General features: G+C 69.2%; 17 protein-coding genes. 12 read left to right on the top strand and 5 right to left on the bottom strand.

Annotated elements, in window-relative coordinates; translation table 11 throughout:
- The first annotated feature begins 36 nt into the window (after positions 1-36).
- From mmsB to E8D38_RS29270, 7 genes are all read left to right on the top strand, one after another.
- Complete coding sequence (mmsB, locus tag E8D38_RS05710) at positions 37-1,203, top strand: multiple monosaccharide ABC transporter permease (protein WP_246099378.1); 1,167 nt, start codon at positions 37-39, stop codon at positions 1,201-1,203.
- Entirely contained in the window at positions 1,178-2,710 is a 1,533-nt protein-coding gene (locus E8D38_RS05715; RefSeq protein WP_140626781.1) for a sugar ABC transporter ATP-binding protein, read from the top strand. The genes mmsB and E8D38_RS05715 overlap by 26 nt, the downstream gene beginning before the upstream one ends.
- A gap of 12 nt (positions 2,711-2,722) precedes the next feature.
- Complete coding sequence (locus E8D38_RS05720; protein ID WP_425462754.1) at positions 2,723-3,766, top strand: ABC transporter permease; 1,044 nt, start codon at positions 2,723-2,725, stop codon at positions 3,764-3,766.
- A gap of 175 nt (positions 3,767-3,941) precedes the next feature.
- The gene (gene yjfF / locus E8D38_RS05725) at positions 3,942-4,901 is read left to right on the top strand and encodes a galactofuranose ABC transporter, permease protein YjfF (RefSeq protein WP_342779511.1); all 960 of its coding nucleotides are present in this window, start codon (positions 3,942-3,944) and stop codon (positions 4,899-4,901) included.
- On the top strand, positions 4,894-5,823 hold the full coding sequence (locus E8D38_RS05730) for a 2-dehydro-3-deoxygalactonokinase (protein WP_140626784.1): 930 nt from the start codon (positions 4,894-4,896) through the stop codon (positions 5,821-5,823). Before yjfF ends, E8D38_RS05730 begins: the two co-directional genes overlap by 8 nt.
- Positions 5,820-6,446, top strand: coding sequence for a 2-dehydro-3-deoxy-6-phosphogalactonate aldolase (locus tag E8D38_RS05735; protein ID WP_140626785.1), 627 nt, complete (start codon positions 5,820-5,822; stop codon positions 6,444-6,446). Before E8D38_RS05730 ends, E8D38_RS05735 begins: the two co-directional genes overlap by 4 nt.
- Before the next feature lie 118 nt (positions 6,447-6,564).
- Complete coding sequence (locus tag E8D38_RS29270; RefSeq protein ID WP_281286082.1) at positions 6,565-6,687, top strand: hypothetical protein; 123 nt, start codon at positions 6,565-6,567, stop codon at positions 6,685-6,687.
- 5 nt (positions 6,688-6,692) lie between these two features.
- Here the strand turns inward: E8D38_RS29270 and E8D38_RS05740 are convergent, their stop codons facing one another.
- Positions 6,693-8,225 (bottom strand): CoA-acylating methylmalonate-semialdehyde dehydrogenase, encoded by a 1,533-nt coding sequence (locus E8D38_RS05740; RefSeq protein ID WP_140626786.1) that lies wholly within the window; start codon positions 8,223-8,225, stop codon positions 6,693-6,695.
- Between the two features lie 102 nt (positions 8,226-8,327).
- Between E8D38_RS05740 and E8D38_RS05745 the strand changes: the two genes are divergently transcribed.
- Positions 8,328-9,272 (top strand): LysR family transcriptional regulator, encoded by a 945-nt coding sequence (locus tag E8D38_RS05745; protein WP_425462752.1) that lies wholly within the window; start codon positions 8,328-8,330, stop codon positions 9,270-9,272.
- A 273-nt stretch (positions 9,273-9,545) separates the two neighbouring features.
- Here E8D38_RS05745 and E8D38_RS05750 read toward each other — a convergent pair whose 3' ends face one another.
- From E8D38_RS05750 to E8D38_RS05760, 3 genes are read right to left on the bottom strand one after another with little or no spacing between them, the layout of a single operon-like run.
- Positions 9,546-10,115: a flavodoxin family protein gene (locus tag E8D38_RS05750; protein ID WP_140626787.1), complete on the bottom strand. Its 570-nt coding sequence runs from the start codon at positions 10,113-10,115 to the stop codon at positions 9,546-9,548.
- Between the two features lie 17 nt (positions 10,116-10,132).
- The gene (locus E8D38_RS05755) at positions 10,133-11,446 is read right to left on the bottom strand and encodes a D-amino acid dehydrogenase (RefSeq protein ID WP_140626788.1); all 1,314 of its coding nucleotides are present in this window, start codon (positions 11,444-11,446) and stop codon (positions 10,133-10,135) included.
- 26 nt (positions 11,447-11,472) lie between these two features.
- A complete protein-coding gene (locus E8D38_RS05760) occupies positions 11,473-12,123 on the bottom strand; it encodes a LysE/ArgO family amino acid transporter (RefSeq protein ID WP_140626789.1) in 651 nt (216 codons plus the stop codon).
- A gap of 74 nt (positions 12,124-12,197) precedes the next feature.
- Between E8D38_RS05760 and E8D38_RS05765 the strand changes: the two genes are divergently transcribed.
- On the top strand, positions 12,198-13,211 hold the full coding sequence (locus tag E8D38_RS05765) for a LysR family transcriptional regulator ArgP (protein ID WP_140626790.1): 1,014 nt from the start codon (positions 12,198-12,200) through the stop codon (positions 13,209-13,211).
- Here E8D38_RS05765 and E8D38_RS05770 read toward each other — a convergent pair.
- Positions 13,179-13,421, bottom strand: coding sequence for a hypothetical protein (locus tag E8D38_RS05770; protein WP_140626791.1), 243 nt, complete (start codon positions 13,419-13,421; stop codon positions 13,179-13,181). The genes E8D38_RS05765 and E8D38_RS05770 overlap by 33 nt on opposite strands.
- A gap of 122 nt (positions 13,422-13,543) precedes the next feature.
- Here E8D38_RS05770 and E8D38_RS05775 point away from each other — a divergent pair, with 122 nt between their 5' ends.
- The 3 genes from E8D38_RS05775 to E8D38_RS05785 all read left to right on the top strand — a co-directional run bounded on the left by E8D38_RS05775 (position 13,544) and on the right by E8D38_RS05785 (position 16,134).
- Positions 13,544-15,139, top strand: a complete 1,596-nt coding sequence (locus E8D38_RS05775) for an alkaline phosphatase D family protein (protein WP_140626792.1) — start codon at positions 13,544-13,546, stop codon at positions 15,137-15,139.
- A 117-nt stretch (positions 15,140-15,256) separates the two neighbouring features.
- Positions 15,257-15,475 carry a hypothetical protein gene (locus E8D38_RS05780; RefSeq protein ID WP_140626793.1) on the top strand — a complete coding sequence of 73 codons (219 nt, stop codon included), beginning with the start codon at positions 15,257-15,259 and terminating at the stop codon, positions 15,473-15,475.
- A gap of 50 nt (positions 15,476-15,525) precedes the next feature.
- A complete protein-coding gene (locus E8D38_RS05785) occupies positions 15,526-16,134 on the top strand; it encodes a TetR/AcrR family transcriptional regulator (RefSeq protein ID WP_140626794.1) in 609 nt (202 codons plus the stop codon).
- Positions 16,135-16,140: the final 6 nt, after the last annotated feature.

A 16,140-nucleotide genomic window follows, 5' to 3' on the forward strand; every position in this document is an offset into this window, starting at 1 on the left:
CACGTCAGCGGCGAGCCCCCCGCGGCGCCGGCCGTCATCGCGTCCAAGCGCTACGGCAGCTTCCTCAAGCACAACATCCGCGAGTACGGCATGTTGCTGTCGCTCGTGGCCATCATGGGTTTCTTCCAGGTGGCCACCGAGGGCACGCTGCTCAAGCCGCTGAACCTCACGAACCTGGTGCTGCAGAACAGCTACATCGTCATCATGGCGCTGGGCATGCTGCTGGTCATCGTGGCCGGCCACATCGACCTGTCGGTCGGTTCGGTGGCCGGCTTCATCGGCGCGCTGGCGGCGGTGCTGATGGTCAACCACGATTGGCACTTCGTGCCGGCCATGCTGGTGTGCATCGGCGTGGGCGCGCTCATCGGCGCGGCGCAGGGCTGGTTCGTCGCGTTCTTCCGCATCCCGTCGTTCATCGTCACGCTGGGCGGCATGCTGATCTTCAAGGGACTGGCGCTGGCGCTGCTGGCAGGCCAGTCGGTGGGCCCCTTCCCCGAAGCCTTCCAGCGGCTGAGCTCGGGCTTCATCCCCGACCCGCTCGACGGCGAAAGCCTGCGCCTGACCTCGCTGTTCCTCGGCGTGCTGGTGGGCGCCGCGCTCGTATGGGCGCGGCTGCGCGAACGGCGGCGCCAGTTCGCGCACGGCATGGACGAGGAGCCCTTTTCCTTCTTCGTGCTGAAGAACCTGGTGTTCGCCGCCGCCATCGTGGCCTTCTGCTGGCTGATGGCCTCGTACCGCGGCCTGCCGAACGTGCTGGTCATCATGTTCGTGCTGGTGCTGGCCTACGACTTCATCACCCATCGCACCACCATCGGCCGGCGCATCTACGCGCTGGGCGGCAACGAGAAGGCCGCGCGGCTGTCGGGCATCAAGACCGAGCGGCTGGCCTTCTACACCTTCGTCAACATGGGCGTGCTGGCGGCGCTCGCGGGCCTCGTGTTCGCGGCACGGCTGAACACCGCCACGCCCAAGGCCGGCCTGGGCTTCGAACTCGACGTGATCGCCGCCTGCTTCATCGGCGGGGCTTCGGCCTCGGGCGGTGTCGGCAAGGTGATGGGCGCGGTGATCGGCGCCTTCGTGATGGGCGTGATGAACAACGGCATGTCCATCCTGGGCGTCGGCATCGACTACCAGCAAGTGATCAAGGGCCTGGTGCTGCTGGCCGCCGTGTGCGTCGATGTCTACAACAAGAACAAAGCCTGAGGCCGCGCCGCTGCTGCACCTGCGCGGCATCGGCAAGCGCTTCCCGGGCGTGCGGGCGCTGCACGGCGTGGAGCTGCGGCTGTTCGCCGGCGAGATCCATGCGCTGATGGGCCAGAACGGCGCGGGCAAGTCCACGCTGATCAAGGTGCTCACCGGCGTGCACAGCGCCGACGACGGCGAGATGACGCTGGCCGGCCACCGCATCGCGCCCGGCTCGCCGCTGGAGGCGCAGCGGCTGGGCATCAGCACCGTCTACCAGGAGGTGAACCTCTGCCCCAACCTGTCGGTGGCCGAGAACATCTATGCCGGCCGCTACCCGCGCAAGGGTGCCGCGGGCGGCTGGCGCATCGACTGGACCAGGCTGAACGCCGACGCCCGCGCACTGCTCGGGCGCCTCAACCTCGACATCGACGTGACGCGCCTCCTGTCGAGCTACTCGGTCGCGGTGCAGCAGATGGTGGCCATCGCCCGCTCGCTGGCGATTTCGGCCCGGGTGCTGATCCTCGACGAGCCGACCTCCAGCCTCGACGAAGGCGAGGTGAAGCGCCTCTTCGCAGTGCTGCGGCAGCTGCGCGGCGAGGGCCTGGCGATCGTGTTCGTCACGCATTTCCTGGCCGAGGTCTACGAGATCTCCGACCGCATCACCGTGCTGCGCAACGGAGAGCTGGTGGGTGAGTACCTGACCCCCGAGCTCGACATGGGTGCGCTCATCTCGGTAATGGTCGGCCGCGAGTGGACCGCCGCGACGCGGGAGCAGGCGGCTCGCACCGACCATGCCGAGGCGCCACCGGTGCTGCAGGCCAGGGGCCTGGGCCGGCGCACCCAGGTGGCGCCCACCGACCTCACGCTGCAGGCCGGCGAGGTGGTCGGCATGGCCGGCCTGCTGGGCTCGGGGCGCACCGAGCTCGCGCGCCTGCTGTTCGGGCTGGACCGCGCCGACAGCGGCGAGCTGCTGCTGCAGGGCAAGGCGGTGAAGCTGCAGCACCCGGCCCAGGCGGTGCGGTCGCGGCTCGGCCTGTGCCCCGAGGACCGCAAGGCAGAAGGCATCGTCGCCGAGCTCTCCGTGCGCGAGAACATCGTGCTGGCCTTGCAGGCGCGCATGGGGCTGCTGCCCAGCCTGTCGCGGCGCAGCCAGGCGGTGATCGCCCAGCACTTCGTCGATGCGCTGGGCATCAAGACCGCCGACCTCGACACCCCGATCGCGCAGCTTTCGGGCGGCAACCAGCAGAAGGCGCTGCTGGCGCGCTGGCTGGCCACCGAGCCGCGGCTGCTGATCCTCGACGAACCGACCCGCGGCGTCGATGTCGCCGCCAAGCAGGAGATCATGAACGAGGTGCTCGCGCTCGCGCGCCGCGGAGTCGCGGTGCTGTTCATCTCGGCCGAACTCGACGAGGTGGTGCGGCTGTCCGACCGCATCGTCGTGATGCGCGACCGCCGCAAGGCCGGCGAGCTGCCCGGCGGCAGCAGCGAGCAGGCGATCTGCGACGTCATCGCCGGCGAGGCCTGAACCATGAAGCCGATGAATCGCCTGCTCAACCACCCGCTGCTGTGGCCGCTGGCCACCCTGGCATTGCTGCTCGCGGTGAACGCCACCTTCAACCCCGGCTTCTGGCAGCTGCAGTGGCGCGACGGCCACCTCTACGGCAGCCTGATCGACATCCTCAACCGCGCGGCGCCGCTCATCGTCGTGTCGCTGGGCATGACGCTGGTGATCGCCACCCGCGGCATCGACATCTCGGTGGGCGCGGTGGTGGCCATCTCGGCCGCCGTGGCGGCGCTGATGATCGGCGGCCAGCTCGTCGTGAAGGACGGCGTGCAGACCTATGTGAGCCGCTTCCCGATGGGGCTCGCGATCGCGGCGGCGCTCGGCGTCGCGCTGCTGGCCGGCCTGTGGAACGGCCTGCTGGTGGCCAAGGTCGGCATGCAGCCCATCATCGCGACGCTCATCCTCATGGTGGCCGGCCGCGGCGTCGCGCAGCTCATCACCGACGGGCAGATCATCACCGTCTACTACGCGCCGTACTTCTTCATCGGCAACGGCTTCCTGCTGGGCCTGCCGTTTTCGCTGTTCGTCGCGGCGGCGGTGTTCCTGTTCCTGTACGTCGCGGTCAAGCACACCGCGCTCGGTCTCTTCATCCAGGCCATCGGCATCAACCCCGCGGCGGCCCGGCTGGCCGGCGTGCGCGAGCGGCTCATCACCGTGTGCGTGTACGCCTTCTGCGGCTTCACCGCCGGGGTGGCAGGGCTGCTGGTGAGCTCGAACGTGAAGAGCGCCGACGGCAACAACGCCGGGCAGCTGATGGAGCTCGATGCGATCCTCGCCGTCACGCTGGGCGGCACGTTGCTCACCGGCGGGCGCTTCAGCCTCGCGGGCAGCGTCGTAGGCGCACTCATCATCCAGACGCTCACTTCCACCATCTATTCGATCGGCGTGCCGCCCGAGATCAACCTCGTGGTGAAGGCCGCTGTGGTGTTCGTCGTGATGCTGATGCAGTCGGCCGAGTTCAGGCGGGCGGTGAAGGGCTGGGTGTTCAGGGCGCCGACCGGAGGGGCTGCAGCATGAGACACCGTGTGTCAACCTGGACGTCACGGGCCGAGCGCCGGGCCGCTCCCAAGCCGGCCGAGGGGCTGACATGAGCGCCCCGCCACTCTCCGTTCGGGCTGAGGTATCGAAGCCCTCCGACGAATCGCGCATGCCCTTCGATACCTCAGCGCAAACGGGCGGTTCTGTCCGCCGTATGCACCTCGACCCGAAATACATCCCGGTCGCGGCGACGATCTCCCTGTTCGTCGCGATGGCGACCCTGGGATCGGTGCTTTACGACGGCTTCCTGTCGCCGCAGGTCTTCCTCAACCTGCTGATCGACAACGCCTTCCTGGTGATCGTGGCGGTCGGCATGACCTTCGTGATCCTGTCGGGCGGCATCGACCTGTCGGTGGGTTCGGTGATCGCGCTCACCACCATGATCTCGGCCGCGCTGGTGGAGCACCACCACTGGAGCCCGCTGGTCGTGATGCCGCTGGTGCTGGCCGTGGGCACCGGCTTCGGCGGCTTCATGGGCTGGCTGATCCAGCGCTTCCGGCTGCAGCCCTTCATCGTCACGCTGGCCGGCATGTTCCTCGCGCGCGGGCTGTGCTACCTGATCAGCATCGACTCCATCAGCATCACCAACGAGACCTATGCCACGCTGGCGCAGACGCGCCTTCCGCTGTGGGGCGAGGAGGCGGCGATCACCATCAGTGCGCTGCTCGCGCTCGCGGTGGTGGCGCTGGCGGTGTTCATCGCCCATGGCACCGAGTTCGGCCGCACCGTCTATGCCATCGGCGGCAATGAGCAATCGGCGCTGCTGATGGGCCTGCCGGTGGCGCGCACCACGGTGCTGGTCTACACGCTGTCGGGCTTCTGCTCGGCGCTGGCCGGCATCGTGTTCACCTTCTACATGCAGTCGGGCTACGGCCTGCATGCGGTGGGGCTGGAGCTCGATGCGATCGCTGCGGTGGTGATCGGCGGCACGCTGCTGTCCGGCGGCGTGGGCTATGTGGTCGGCTCGCTGTTCGGCGTGCTGATCCTCGGGATCATCCAGACCCTCATCATGTTCGACGGCTCGTTGAGCTCGTGGTGGACGCGCATCGTGATCGGCGCGCTGCTGTTCGTGTTCTGCCTGCTGCAGCGCTTGTTCGAGGCAAGGCGTGGCTGAGGCGACCTGGCTCGGCATCGACTGGGGCGGCACCCACCGCCGCGCCTGGCGCTATGACGGCGAGTCGCTGGTGGCCCGGCACGACGACAGTGCCGGGCTGCTGTCGGTGGCGCCGCGTTTTGCCGCGTCGCTGCCGGTGCTGCTGGCGGGCCTGGGGCTGCCGGCAGGCGCGCCCGCCACGCTGGTGATGGCCGGCATGGTGGGCAGTGCCCAGGGCTGGCAGGAAGCGCCCTACCTCGACGGCAGCCGCTCGCTGCTCGAACTGCCGCAGAGGCTGGTGAGGCTTACCGCCCCCGGCGCGCCCGACAACGCCTGGATCGTGCCCGGCGTGCGCTGGCAAGGCATGGGCGATGCGGTGGACGTGATGCGCGGCGAAGAAACGCAGCTGCTCGGCGCATTGCATCTGCTGGGTGGCGGGGCGCATGCGAACGGCTGGTACGTGCTGCCCGGCACCCATTGCAAATGGGTCTGGCTCGAAGGCGGCCGCATCCGCTGGCTGCGCACCTACCTGACCGGCGAGCTGTTCGCACTGCTGGGTGAACGCGGCACGCTGGCGCCCCTGATGCAGCACGGCCGCGACCAGCATGACACGCAGGCCTTCTCGCGCGGCGTGACGCATGCGGCAGAAGCGGCCATGAGCCACGCGCTGTTCGGTGCACGGGCCCGCGTGGTGACCGGCGCGCTGCCGCGCGAGGCGGCCGCCTCCTATGTGAGCGGCGTGCTGATCGGCACCGAGTGGCACGACCTGCGGCGGCAGCCCGGCCTCGCGGCCGATGCGCCGGTGCGGGTGATCGGCGCCCCTCGCCTCGCCGCCCTGCATGCCGCCTGCGCCGCCCAGCTCGGGCACCAGGTCGAACTGCTGGACGTGCAGGCCGTGCAGGCGGCCGCCTGGCAGGCCCTTCGCAAGGAGATGCCTCGATGAATGCCACCGCTGCCTGGCCGCCCTCACCACCGCTGGTGGCCATCCTGCGCGGGCTCGAACCCGAGCGCGCACACGAGGTGGGCCGGGTGCTGTTCGATGCCGGCTTCCGCGCCATCGAGGTGCCGCTCAACCGGCCCGGTGCATTGCAGGCGATTTCGACGCTGGTGCAGATGGCGCCGCCCGGCACGCTGGTCGGGGCCGGCACGGTGCTGGAGGTGGCGCAGGTCGAGGCGGTGGCCGCGGCCGGCGGGCAGCTCATCGTGTCGCCGCACTGCGACGAAGCGGTGATCCACAGCACCCGCAAGCTCGGGCTGTTTTCGGCCCCCGGCGTGTTCACCGCCACGGAAGCGTTTGCAGCGTTGCGCGCGGGCGCGCAGGCGCTGAAGCTGTTCCCGGCCGAGATGCTCACGCCGGCCGGCTTGCAGGCGCTGGCCACGGTGCTGCCGGCCGGCACGCCGCTGTGGCCGGTGGGCGGCATCACGCCGCAAAGCCTGCCGGGCTGGCGCGCCGCGGGGGCCACCGGCTTCGGCATCGGCGGGGCGCTGTTCAAGCCGGGTGTTGCGATCGACGAGCTGGCACGGCGTGCGCGGGCCTTCGTCGATGCCTGGCAGGCCGGGCAGTAGCCCGGCGGCACCGCCTTGTCAGATCAGTCTCACCGCGTGCTGCGCGGTGAGCCGATGGTGGCGCGCCGGCCGGCTGCCTAGTCTTCGTGTCATGGGCACTCCCGTTCAGGAGTCGGACATGACACCCTTGCGCAGCTACCTCATCACCCTGCTGGTCGGCCTCTTCGCCGCCGTGGCGCTGGCGCAGACGGCCACCGAGGTGGACGTCGCGCAGGTGCTCGAGGCGATCTGGAGCGAGTAGAGCGGCTACTTCGCCGTGGGCATCACGAACTCGGCGCCCTTGGGCGTGCTCTCGGGCCAGCGCTGCATCACCGACTTCTGCTTGGTGTAGAAGCGCACACCCTCCTCGCCATAGGCGTGCATGTCGCCGAACAGGCTCTTCTTCCACCCGCCGAAACCGTGCCAGGCCATCGGCACCGGGATCGGCACGTTGATGCCCACCATGCCCACCTGGATGCGGCGCGCGAATTCGCGGGCCACGTTGCCGTCGCGGGTGAAGCAGGCCACGCCGTTGCCGAACTCATGGGCATTCACCAGCTCGACCGCCGAGGCGAAGTCCGGCACGCGCACGCACACCAGCACCGGGCCGAAGATCTCTTCCTTGTAGATCTTCATCTGCGGGGTCACGTGGTCGAACAGCGTGCCGCCGGTGAAGAAGCCCTTCTCGTGGCCCGGCACCTGGTAGCCGCGGCCGTCGACCACCAGCTTGGCACCTTCGCTTTCGCCGTGGGCGATGTAGCCCTCGATGCGCTCCAGCGCCTGCCGGGTGACGATGGGGCCCATCTCGGCATCGAGCTCCATGCCGTTCTTGATCTTGAGCGCGCGGGCGCGTTCGGCAAGCTTGCCCACCACCTTGTCGGCCACGTCGCCCACCAGCACCGCGGCGCTGATGGCCATGCAGCGCTCGCCGGCCGAGCCGTAGGCGGCGCCGATCAGCGCATCGACCGTCTGCTCGATGTCGGCATCGGGCATCACCACCATGTGGTTCTTGGCGCCGCCCAGCGCTTGCACCCGCTTGCCGTGGTGGGCGCCGGTTTCGTAGATGTACTGCGCGATCGGCGTGGAGCCGACGAAGCTGAGCGCCTTCACGTCGGGGTGCGACAGCAGCGTGTCCACCGCCAGCTTGTCGCCCTGCACCACGTTGAACACGCCGTCGGGCAGGCCGGCCTGCTTGAGCAGCTCGGCCATGAAGAGGCTGGGCGACGGGTCGCGCTCGCTGGGCTTCAGCACGAAGCTGTTGCCGCAGGCGATGGCCACCGGGAACATCCAGCACGGCACCATGCACGGGAAGTTGAACGGCGTGATGCCGGCGACCACACCCAGCGGCTGGCGCATCGTCCAGTTGTCGATGCCGGTGGACACCTGCTCGGTGTAGTCGCCCTTGAGCAGCTGCGGAATGCCGCAGGCGAACTCGACGATGTCGATGCCGCGGGTGACCTCGCCCTGCGCGTCGGTGAACACCTTGCCGTGTTCGCTGGTGATCATGGCCGCCAGCGTGTCGCGATGCTGGTTGAGCAGCTCGAGGAACTTGAACAGCACCCGCGCGCGCCGGATCGGCGGCGTGTCGGCCCAGGCCGGGAAGGCCGCCTGCGCGGCGGCCACCGCCGCGTTCACCTCGTCGGCGCTCGCCAGCGCCACCTCGCGCGCCACCGCACCGGTGGCCGGGTTGTACACCGCCTGTGCGCGGCCGCCGGCAGGCGGCACATGGCGACCGCCGATCCAGTGGCCGACGGTGGCTCGCAGATGCTGTTGCAGGTTCGGCAGGTCGGGTGCACCCATGGCGGTCTCCTCTTGTGAATGCGACGAGTCTAGGCGCCGGCCCGCCGCCCCGCCAGAGCACCGGCTTGATCTCATTGTTCACATTGCCGAACAATGCATCTCATGATCGACACACGAAGCACCCATGCGCTGTGGGCGCACCTGCATGCGCTGGGCGTGCTGGCCGAATGCGGCAGCTACACCGCCGCGGCGCAGCGCCTGGGCATCAGCAAGGCGGCGATGAGCCAGCGCATCAGCGAGCTCGAGCGCGCCGCCGGCCTGCCGCTGGTGCGGCGCACCACGCGCAGCGTCCGCCTCACCGAAGCCGGCCAGCAGCTGGTGGACGCCACTCGCGACGCCTACCAGCAGATCGAGCGCAGCTTCGTCGGCGTGAAGGACATGGCCGGCGCGCCGCGCGGCCTGCTGCGCGTGACGGCGCCGGTGGCGCTAGGCCGGCAGCAGGTGGTTCCGCGGCTGGCGGCCTTCCTGCGCGAGTACACCGACATCCGCATCGAGCTCGAACTGAGCGACCGCCTCGTGCCGCTGGCGCAGGAAGGTTTCGACCTGGCGATACGCCATACCGCCACACCGCCCGACACGCATGTGGCCTGGGCGCTGTGCGAAACGCGCAGTGTGCTGGTGGCCAGCCGAGCCTACCTGCGCCGGCGCGGAACGCCCGGGCACCCGTCGGACCTGGCCATGCACGAGTGCCTGCACTACCTGCGCCCTGGTGAGTCACCGGTGTGGCGCTTCGAGCCCGAGCGCACGAGCCGCGAGCGGCCCGAGCCGGTGAGCGTGGCCATCCGCGGCTGCTTCGGCGCCAACAATTCGGAAGTGCTGCGCGAGGCGGTGATGGACGGGCTGGGCCTGGCGATCCTGCCGGACTTCAGTGCACAGGCGGCGCTCAAGGCCGGCCGTGTGGTGCGCGTGCTGCAGGGCTGGCGGCCGGTGGGCCTGTTCGGCGGGCACATCTATGCGCTGCGCCCCTACACGCCCCAGGTGCCTCGCGCGGTGCAGGCCTTCGTGCACTACCTGCGCGACGCCCTGCGTGACGGCTTCCCGGCCTGAGGCGGCGAAAAAAAAGCCCACCCGAATGAATCGGGTGGGCGTCTGGAAGTCCTCAAAAAAAGGACGTCGTTGGGAGCCTGTGAGCCTTGCGATCTTGAGTGTCGTTCGGGCCCTGTCTTTTCGTCGATCTGAGCAGACCCGTGTGACAGCAAACGGGGGCCAGTTTATGAGTCGGGCTGCTGCAGCGACCATCCCTCGAACGAGGGAAGCCCGTGACCATCGACCGTCCGTCAGGCTGCAGCGACCGTCCAAGGCCGCCTGGTTTTCATTTGCTTACCAATGCGTGGCGCCGATGAAGAACTGCTCGGCTTCGGCCAGCGCCTGCGCGTCTGCATCCACCGCACCGGGCGGTCCACCCTTGCCCCACAGTGCCCCGGCAAAGTGCATGGCCATGAAGCCCGCACACAGGCGATAGCTCTCGAGCATGGGCTCTGCCTTGGCGCGGTCGCCGCTGGTGGCCACCACCCACAGCCGCTTGCCGGCCATGCGCGCCTTGAAGTCGACACCGGGCACGCGCATCCAAGCGCTCCAGTGGTCGAAGTAGAGCTTCAGCGAGGCAGGCACCGAGTACCAGTACACCGGCGACACGAGCACGAGATCGGTGGCCTCGAGCGTCGCATCGAGCAGCCTGCGAGCGGCGCCTTCGGGCATGGGATACACGCCCGCCGAATGGCGCAGGTCCACGAAGGGCGGCAGGGGCCAGTCGGCCAGGCGCAGCCAGGACTGGGTCGTGCCTGTGGACAGCCGGGCCGCGGCGCGGCGCGCGAGCGCTTCGGTGTTGCCCGTGATGCCCGGCTCGCGCGTGGCGGCGTTCAGGAAGAGGAAATGGCGGTTCGTCGTCATGCCGCCATTATGGAAACTCAGGCCAGGTGAGGCCGCAGCCGCGAACCCACCGGCTGCGGCAGGTCTCCGTAGAACTCGAAGTTCAGTGCCGGCTGCTTGCCGCTGATGAGCTCGGCCAGAGCCCGGCCGGAGCCTGCGCCGTGGGTCCAGCCGAGCGTGCCGTGGCCCGCGTTCACCCACAGCCGCCCGAGCTTCGTGCGGCCGATGTAGGGGATGTTGGTCGGCGTGCTGGGGCGCAGCCCGGTCCAGAAGTTGGCCTCGGTCGTGTCGGCCACGCCGGGGAACAGCTCTTCATAGCGTCGCACCAGCGCCTCGCAGCGCACCCGCGAGGTGCTGCTGTCGAGCGAGGTGTCGTAGCCGGCCAGCTCCGCCGTGCCGGCGATGCGGATGAAGTCGCCCAGGCGCGAGATCGCGATCTTGCGGGCGTCGTCGATCATGCTGACCACGCTGGCGCGGTCGGGCTGCTTGAGGCGCAGCGTGGCCGAGTAGCCCTTGGCCGGGTAGATGTTGAGCGACACGCCGAGCGGCCGCAGCAGCGGCGCGGTGTACGAGCCCAGCGCTGCGACGTAGGCATCGGCCTTCAGCACCGTCTTCTTGCCGCTGGCCTGTTCGGCCACCGTGACCTGGCTCACTTCGCCGCCGGCCTTTTCGATGGCAACGACGTCGTGCTGGTAGAGGAAGCGCGCGCCCCGGGCGATGCAGCGCCTGGCCAGCTCCTGTGTGAAGACACGCGCATCGCCGGATTCGTCGCTCGGCGTGTAGGTGCCGCCGGCGATGCGAGGCCCCCAGGCGGCCAGCGCCGGCTCGATCTTCAGCACCTCGTCGCGGCTGAGCACGCGCCGGTCGACGCCATGGGTGCGCATGAGTTCGGCACCGGCCGCGCCGGCGTCGAAGTCCTTCTGCGAGCTGAAGAAGTGCAGGATGCCCCGCTCGAGCCGGTTGTATTCGATGCCGGTGGCAGCCACCAGCGACTTGAGCGACTCATGGCTGTAGCGGCCCAGCGCAACGAGCTGTTCGACATTGCGCTCGAAGGCGCCGTCGGTGCACTGGGTGAGGAACGAAAGGCCCCAGCGCCACTGGGCGGGGTCGAGCCGCGGGCGGAACAGCAGCGGCGAGTCGTCGCGCAGGAGCCACTTCAGCACCTTCAGCGGCGCCTCGGCATTGGCCCAGGGCTCGCAGAAGCTCACCGAGATCTGTGCGCCGTTGGCAAAGCTGGTCTCCAGCGCCGCGTCGGCCTGCCGGTCGACCACGGTCACCTCATGCCCTTCTTCGAGCAGGTACCAGGCGGTGGACACGCCGATGATGCCGGCGCCGAGGATGACGACTTTCATGCCCGCTCCTTGTGGGTGCGTTGTGCTCACATCAACGGCCTGGCGAGCAATTGCCAGGCCACGAAAAACATCACGGCTGCCACGACCGCGTCGATGGCACGCCACACCTGCGGGCGCTGCAGCCAGGGCGCGGCGGCGGCCGCGCCATAGCCCAGCGCGGCAAACCAGGCGAGCGACGCCAGCCCGGCGCCGGCCGCGAACGCGGCACGCGCATCGCCGCGGTGCTGTGCGCCCACGCTGCCCAGCAGCACCACGGTGTCGAGGTACACGTGCGGGTTCAGGTAGGTCATCGCGGCGGCGGCCATCAGGGTGTCGCGCAGGCTGGACACCGCACCTGCCGCCTGCAGGCTGCCGTGCACCGGCGCGATCGCGCGCCGGAGCGCCACCACGCCATACCAGGCGAGAAAGGCTGCCCCGCCCCAGCGCAGCCATTCCAGCGCGGTCGGCGAGCCCGAGATCAGCGAGCCCAGGCCGTAGACACCGGCCATGATGAGGAGCCAGTCCGACAGCACGCACAGGAGGACCGTCGGCCCCACGTGCGCACGCGCGAGCCCTTGCCGCAGTACCAGCGCGTTCTGCGCCCCGATCGCCATGATGAGCCCGGCGCCCATGAAGAAGCCCTGCCCCAAGGCAGCACCTGCAGCGGACGCGTCGATGGGAAAGGCGGGCACAGACATGGCCCGGATTGTCGGCAGCCCGGCATCGAACATGAACACTCATTCATATTCTTCCGATTACATTAGCGGCGCTTATGAAGTCACTGGACCCTGCTGCCCTCGACTGCTTGGCCGCGCTGGCCGATGACGGCAGCTTCGAACGGGCGGCCGTGCGCCTGGCCATCACGCAATCGGCCGTGTCGCAGCGCCTGCGTGCGCTTGAGGCCCAGGTCGGCCAGCTGCTGGTGGTTCGCTCTCGCCCCTTGCGGCTCACCGAGCCGGGCAAGGTGCTGCTGCGCCTGGCGAGACAGTGGCACGCCCTGCGCGCCGACGTCTCGCGCGAACTGGGCGCCTCGGGCGGCGACGAGCGCGTCGCGGTGGCGGTCAACGCGGACAGCCTGGCCACCTGGGTGCTGCCTGCACTCGACGCCCTCGTGCAGGAAGGCCACCGCGCCGGATTCGGACTCGAGCTGGTGGTCGACGACCAGGACTTCACCCACGACTGGCTGCGCCAGGGTGCCGTGCTCGGCTGCGTGACCACGGTGAGCCAGGCGCTGCGCGGCTGCAGCGTCACGCCGCTCGGGGTGATGCGCTACGTCGCGGTGGCGAGCCCCGCCTACGTGCACCAGCAGTTGGGTGGCGACGCGAAGCGGGGCTTGCACGAAGGCAACTTCGCCCACGTGCCGTTCCTGGTGTTCAACCGCAAGGACGACATGCAGGCGCAGTGGGTCTCACGCGCCTTCAGGGTGCGCGGCCCGCGGCTGACCGAACGTTTCGTGCCGTCGTCGGAGGCCTATGTGCGAGCCGCCACCATGGGCTGGGGCGTGGGTGTGGTCCCCGAACTGCAGGTGAGGGAGGCACTCGATCGGGGCGAGCTGCTCGCGTTGCGCGATGACACGTCGGTCGACGTGGCCTTGTACTGGCATCAGTGGAAGTTGCTGCCGGACACCACTTCCGCGGGCTTGGCCCCTGCTCGGATGCGTCCCGCCTTGCTCGACCGCATCGGCCAGGCCCTCGCCGAAGGTGCACGCGCCGCGCTGGTGCCCGAAAAGCCTTTGCAACCAGCCAGGAAGGCCTCAGCGACTCGCGGCGGAAGACGCCGCCTGTGATGGGGCGCGGCCCGCGCGGGGCGGCTCGCGTACCAGTTCTGAGCGCAGGTTCTGCAGACGTTGCTCGGCCCGCTGGCCCAGCGTGGGCGGTTCGAGATCGAAGTTGAACGACTCGCCCACCCCCTCGTCGCTCGCAGCAAGCAGCACGGCGCTGGCCACAGCACCAGCGATGGTTCCCCATGTGAGCATTTGCAGCGACAAGTGACTCATGGCCGTTTCCTATCCCTGAGGGAGCTTAGTGTGCGATGTTGCGCAATCCCATCCACCTGTTGGGGGACTCGGCGCGCTGCATCGATCCGGATGTCACGGCGCGTGGGCAGAATGCGTGCCCGATGTCCCACGATGCCGCTGTCGCTGCCCGCCGACACCTGCTGCTGCGCCTTGGCTCCGGCACGGCAGCGCTGGCCTTCGCTGCGCTGTTTTCGCCGCGGTTGAGCGGCGACACGCGCCGCACCGCTGCGGTGGGGTTCGACGAATACCCGTTCAAGCTCGGCGTGGCCAGCGGTCAGCCGCGCCCCGTGAGCATCGTGATCTGGACGCGCCTGGCGCCCGCACCGATGCAACCGCTGGGGGGTCTGCCGCCATCGCCCATTGCAGTGCGCTGGGAAGTGGCGGAGGACCTGGCCTTCGCGAAGCCCGTGCGGCACGGCGTCGTCGAAGCGCTGCCCGAGCATGCCCACAGCGTGCACGTCCACGTCAGCGGCCTGTCTCCGAGCCGCGAATACTTCTATCGCTTCATGAGCGGCGACGCGGTGAGCCCGATCGGACGCACCCGCACTGCGCCGGCCGTCGATGCCGGAGTGGCGCGCGTGCGCCTGGCGCTGGCCTCGTGCCAGCACTACGAATACGGCCACTACGCGGTGCACCGCGAGATCGCAACGCGCGATCTCGACTGCGTGCTGTTCGTCGGCGACTACATCTACGAGAACAACCTCTCGCCGCTGCTGGCCATGCGCCCCCACGAAGGTCCGCCACCGCGGTCGCTCGAGGACTACCGCCGCCGCCACGCACACTACAAGCTCGACGCCGACCTTCGTGCTGCGCATGCCGCACACCCATGGATCCTGACGTGGGACGACCACGAAGTACTGAACGATTACGCGGCCGACCATGGGAGCGAACTCGACCACCCCGGGTTCATCGAGCGGCGCATCGCAGCCTACAAGGCCTACTTCGAGCATCTGCCGTTTTCACCGCTGCAGTTGCCCGAGGGGCAGCACATGCGCCTGCACGATCGCTACAGCTTCGGCAGGTTGATCGACCTGTGGGTCCTCGATGGCCGCCAGTACCGCAGCAACCAGGCCTGCAACGACGCCGCGCACAGTGGCGGCCGCATCCTCTCATCGCAGCAGTGTGCGCAGTTGGGCGACACCGCCCGCTCGGTCTTCGGGGCAGGGCAGGAGCGCTGGCTGACGCAGGGGCTCGCCGCCAGCACGCGGCGCTGGAAGCTGCTGGGCCAGGGCTCTCAGATGAGCCCCAGCGGCCTCGACACGCCGATGGGCCGCACCATCTACACCGACAGCTGGGACGGCTATCCGCAGGCGCGCGAACGCCTGCTGCGTTCGCTTGCCGACGCGCGTCTGGGCAACGTCACCTGCCTGGGCGGCGACGTGCATCGCCATGTGGCCGCGCCGTTGCGCGTGGTGCCCAATGACGAGAGGTCGCCTGCCGTGGCGAGCGAGTTCGTCACCAGTTCGATCACCAGCCGAGGTCTGTCGGAGGCTGCGAACCTGGCCCTGCGCTGGTCCAACCCGGACCTGCTGCACGCGCGCAGCGACGAACGCGGTTATGCGCTGATCGACGTCACGCCCGAGCGCCTGCACTGCGAGTTCCGCGCTGCAGCATTCCCGGTGGCCCACGCGGCCCGCCTTCACTCCCAGGCCAGCTTCGTGGTCGAGTCCGGACACGCCGGCCCCCTGCGTGCGTAAGACTTCACGCGGGCCGCAGATGTGCGGCGTTTGCCCCCTTATTTGTCCCCTCGCCGAGCCGACATCTGTACACACTGGGTAACACATCGCTACCCGTACCCGCTGTTGGAGGTCGACATGAAGCACGCACCGTCTACCGTCTGGTCCCATTGGCTGCAACGCCTGGGTTGGGCGCAGCGTCCGATGCTCGTGGCAGACGACCCCGCGTCACTCGGCACCGCGTTCGGCCTGGAGATGAGCATGCTGCCCGACACCGGCTGCGGCTACGACGAGCTGAGCCATCAGGCAGCGGGCGCGCCTCACACGGCCCCGCTGTTCAAGCGCCGCCACAGCTGAGGTTCGCGAGCCGGGGGCCGCGGCGACACGGCACCTAGAATCCGCGGATCATGGCTCGCGTGTCGTTTCGGGAACAGGTGTTGCGCGTCCGCGAAGACGCGATCGTTGCTTCGGTGAACCGCCTGCTCGCGGAGAAGGGCTTCGAGAGCATGACGGTGGACGAGGTGGCGGCCGACGTGGGCATCGCCAAGGCGAGCCTGTACAAGCACTTCGCCTCCAAGGAAGACCTGGCCGCGGCGGCCATGATCCGCGTGCTCGACCATGCGCTCGCGTTCATTGCGCGCTGCGAGGCCGATGGGGCCCAGTCGCCGCTCGAACGCCTGCGGGCGGTGACGCGCTGGACCATGCAGCAGCAGCTGGCCGGCGAGATGCCGTCGCTGCCTGCGCAGAACTCCACCCTGCGCGCGGCTCTCACCGCCAACAAGATCTATCTCGACCGCCTTTTCGAAGTGAGCGACAAGCTCGGCGCCTGGATCACCGAGGCGCAGCGGCTGGGCCAGATCGACGCCAGGCTGCCGCCGGAGGTGGTGCTCTACACGCTGTTCGCGCGGGCCTGCGATCCGGTCCCGGGCTTTCTCAAGTCTGGCGGGCAGTACAGCGACGAGCAGATCGTCGAGTGGGTGCTGGCCACCTGCTTCGATGGCCTGAGGGGCGGTTAGCCAGCC

It is taken from the genome of Methylibium rhizosphaerae (assembly GCF_006386545.1).
GTDB classification, from domain to species: Bacteria; Pseudomonadota; Gammaproteobacteria; order Burkholderiales; family Burkholderiaceae_C; genus Pseudorivibacter; species Pseudorivibacter rhizosphaerae.